We start from the raw sequence: 3002 nt of genomic DNA on the forward strand, positions 1-3002 counted from the left end.
CGGCGTCAGGCGGCGGCGGGGTTCTTGCTGGTCGACATAGGCACCCTCGGCGATGCAGATAAGCGCGTCATGCGCCTCATACATGCCGGGCTTGGGGAAGTAGACATCGTTGGTCGCGACCAGCGGCAGGCCCATCTCATAGGCCATCTCGACATGGCCGCGCTCGGTCAGCCTTTCGGCCTCGGTATACTGCCCGCCCTCGCCGGGATGGCGCTGCAATTCGACGTAAAGCCGGTCGGGATAGGCAGCGGCAAGGCGCTGCATCAATGCCTCCGCCTTCGGCCCCTGCCCGGCCTGAAGCAGACGACCGACCGGCCCGTCAGGACCGCCGGTCAGGCAGATAAGGCCCGCAGAATGCGCCTCCAGTTCCTCCACCGTCACATGCGGCAGCGATCCGTCGCCGCGCAGATAGAGGCAGGAATTGAGCTTCATCAGGTTCATGTAACCCGCCTCGTCCTGCGCCAGGAGGACAAGCGGCGCAGGCGGACGGGCGCGTTCACCCGGTTGCACCGGATCGTGGTCAAGCGACAACTGGCAGCCGACGATGGGCTGCACCCCCGCCCCCTTGGCCAGAACCGAAAATTCAAGCGCCGCGAACATGTTGTTGGTGTCGGTGACCGCGATCGCGGGCATCTTCATCTTGTCGCAGAACCCGACAAGCTTCTTGACCGGCACTGCCCCTTCAAGAAGCGAGTATTCGGTATGGGTGCGGAGGTGAATGAATCGGGGAGCGGTTGCCATGGCCGGACCCTAGCCGATCCCTGCCGATCTCGGGAAGGGTCAAAACGGCCGGATGCCTATCCGCGACCGCCATCGTCGAGTTCGGCGGCAAACCGGCGCGGAATCAGGGCGGCCTGAAACCAGACGAGGTAGGTGTAGATCGAAAAGACCGGCACGCCCGTCGCGCGGCGCACATCGGCGGCATAGGGCACCATATTGGTGCATTCCAGAACGATGGCGCCAAGGTCGGGCGTCTTCTTTTGCAGGCGAAGGGCCGCGTCGACGACATCCGCACGCGCCTGCGCGAAATCGATCCGGGGCGCGTCCGACAGGATCTTCTGGGTGAACTCCTTGCCCTTGTCGGTGCCGACTATCGGCGTGTCGGCGGGAATACCGGCGGCGGCGAGGTGACGTTGTGTCAGGGTCGCGCTCGAAATGGTGACGACCCCCACCCGCCGGTCTGGCGGGAGGGTCCGGCGCACCATCGGCACCTGCATCAGCGAGGAACTGGCGACCGGTACGCCCAAAGCCTCGGCCATGTGGTCCTGAAGCGGCACGAGAAATCCGCAATTCGTGGCGATCCCGTCGCAGCCATGGGCCACCAGTTCGCGGCCCGCCGCGATGAAATCCTCCAGCCGTGCCTCGGCGTCACCGCGCACCACATTGTCGGGCGTTGCCCCCCGGACGATGCGGTACTGAACCGGGAAAGGCCAGGTCAGCGCATTGCCGATATCGCCTGGAATGCGGGGGAACTGTGTCTCAAGCATCAGGATGCCGAGCGTCGCGCCGAAGACTGTCTTTCCACCGGTTTCGATCATGGGGCAGGATCCCTTGGGGCATAGAGGTCGGCAAAGGCATTGCGGACGGCCTCGATCGCCTGTTCGCGCCGCTTCTCGATATGGGCCTGCATCGCGCGAACGGCGCCCTCGCCATCGCGGACGGCCAGGGCCTGCAAGACGTCACGATGGGCTGACAGACGTTCGCCGATCGAATCGGCGGCGCGCATCTGTTTCAGATCGATCGAGCGGACAAAGCGGATGCGACCGCTGATATTCGCCAGCATCGCATCGAATTCCGGATTTCCGGCCAGAGCGCAGAGCCGGGCATGGAAGTCTTCATCCATCTCCAGCAAGGCGACGGGATCGGTTGCGCGGTCATAGGCCGCTTCCGTCCGGTCGAGATAGGCGGTCAGCCCGGCGATATCCGCATCGCTGGCGCGGCGGGTCGCAGCGCGCAAGGCGGCACATTCGACCGCTGCACGGGCCTCGTAAAGGTTGAAGATGATCTCGGGCGTCAGCGGGCGGCAAAAGAAGCCCTGACCACTACGAAAGTCGATAAATCCCTCGGCGACAAGTCGGTTCAGCGCCTCGCGAAGCGGTGTGCGGCTGGCGCCGAGCCGAAGGGCAAGTTGCGATTCGTTCAACCGCTCACTGGGCCGGAATTCGAAATCGGCGGCCCTGCGGCGCAGTTCGGCGTAAAGACGGCCAACCGTGTCTTCAGGGATCGGGGCTGCTGCGGTCACTGGGCGGTTCCACTTTCCAATCATGGTGAATCTAACGCAGGCTTGAACTGCTGACAATACTGTGCAACGATCTGTATACAGAATTGTGGCGAGGGCGGAATGTCAAATAATCCGAACGGTGCCGATGCGATGGTACGGATGCTTGAAGCGCATGGCGTCCGGCACATCTTCGGCCTTTGCGGCGACACCAGTCTGCCGCTCTATGACAGCCTTCTGAAGCTCGACCATGGCATCACGCATGTCCTGACCCGCGATGAACGCTCGGCAACCTACATGGCCGACGCCTATGCCCGCGTCACCGGGCGGCCCGGGGTCTGCGAGGGGCCGTCCGGAGGCGGGGCGACCTATATCCTGCCAGGTCTGATTGAGGCGTCAGAATCGAGTTACGCGGTTCTGGCCATCACCACCGATGTTTCGGTGGCGAGCTATGGCAAGTACCCTCTGACCGAGGTTGATCAGGAGGCGATGATGCGCCCCCTGACCAAGTGGAACACGGTGATCCGCCGGGCCGACCACATACCGCGCATGGTCCGAACGGCCTTCCGGGCGATGGTGACGGGGCGGCCGGGGGCAGCGCATATCGGCCTGCCTTATGACATCCAGTACGACGCGGTCGATCCGTCCGACATCTGGGCCGACCCCACCTTGCAAACGTTCCCCGCCTATCCCGCCGCGCCTGCACCCGGCGCGGCCGAGGCGGCGCTCGACGCGATCCTGTCGGCGCAATCGCCGCTCATCGTCTGCGGCGGCGGCGTGGTGA

4 protein-coding genes are annotated in these 3002 nt (G+C 64.3%); 1 reads left to right on the plus strand and 3 read right to left on the minus strand.

Annotated elements, in window-relative coordinates; all coding sequences use genetic code 11:
- From WBB85_RS08990 to WBB85_RS09000, 3 genes are all read right to left on the minus strand, one after another.
- Positions 1–741: PHP domain-containing protein (locus tag WBB85_RS08990; RefSeq protein WP_432638286.1), on the minus strand; the 741-nt coding region annotated here is incomplete at its 3' end.
- Positions 742–797: 56 nt separating this feature from the next.
- Entirely contained in the window at positions 798–1535 is a 738-nt protein-coding gene (locus WBB85_RS08995) for an aspartate/glutamate racemase family protein (RefSeq protein ID WP_432638289.1), read from the minus strand.
- On the minus strand, positions 1535–2242 hold the full coding sequence (locus WBB85_RS09000) for a GntR family transcriptional regulator (RefSeq protein ID WP_432638287.1): 708 nt from the start codon (positions 2240–2242) through the stop codon (positions 1535–1537). The genes WBB85_RS08995 and WBB85_RS09000 overlap by 1 nt, the downstream gene beginning before the upstream one ends.
- Before the next feature lie 99 nt (positions 2243–2341).
- On the opposite strand from WBB85_RS09000, the gene WBB85_RS09005 reads away from it, so the two are divergent.
- The coding region (locus WBB85_RS09005) for a thiamine pyrophosphate-binding protein (RefSeq protein ID WP_432638288.1) at positions 2342–3002 on the plus strand (661 nt) is incomplete at its 3' end.

Origin of the sequence: Albidovulum sp., assembly GCF_049646345.1 — a bacterium.
GTDB lineage: Bacteria > Pseudomonadota > Alphaproteobacteria > Rhodobacterales > Rhodobacteraceae > Albidovulum.